Origin of the sequence: Ruminococcus sp. OM06-36AC (assembly GCF_003438725.1) — a bacterium.
GTDB lineage: Bacteria > Bacillota > Clostridia > Oscillospirales > Ruminococcaceae > Ruminococcus_C > Ruminococcus_C callidus.
Genome location: NZ_QSTT01000083.1, coordinates 1 through 558, shown reverse-complemented (window position 1 = coordinate 558; position 558 = coordinate 1). Strand labels below are relative to the sequence as shown.

Annotated in this window: 1 pseudogene; it reads right to left on the bottom strand. The window is 48.4% G+C overall.

The window, feature by feature from the left end:
- Nucleotides 1-558: pseudogene (locus DXB92_RS13935) on the bottom strand (hypothetical protein); the annotation flags it as partial.

The window sequence follows — 558 nt, the reverse complement described above, 5'->3', positions numbered from 1 at the left end:
GTAAGTTGTATCATCCTCGAATTCCTGAAGAGCACGCAGCAAGGAAAGTTCATTTGCCGTCAAATCATCTAAAACATCCAGATTTTTATGAATGTGTGTCTGCTGTAAAAGCGGCTGAACAGCAGCTTGAACCAGTGCTTTTACAGCATCGGTATCCGGATAATTTGTCAAGTCCGGAGAAACGCCGTCCTTTCCGTCAATCCCATCTCTACCGTCTTTCCCATTTGTGCCGTCCTTACCGGGCAAACCGTCTGCACCATCTTTTCCGTCCTTTCCCGGTAATCCGTCCTTGCCATCAATACCATCCCTGCCTTTCAAACTCTCCAGCCATTCTGCAACAGTCCCCACAAAACCGTTTTCTATGGCAATTTCATAAGCAGAACGACCGTCTTTTCCGTTTGCTCCGGTTTGCATCTCGGAAAGCTTTTTCAAAAGCTGCGTATATAGATCCGGCGTTGGCGGAATGGGTGTTGCACTGTCCTCCACAAAGCCGGATTGTCGAATATGCAGTGTGACAGGAACCGTGGTTGCTCGAACCGTGGTATCGCTTTCCGCATC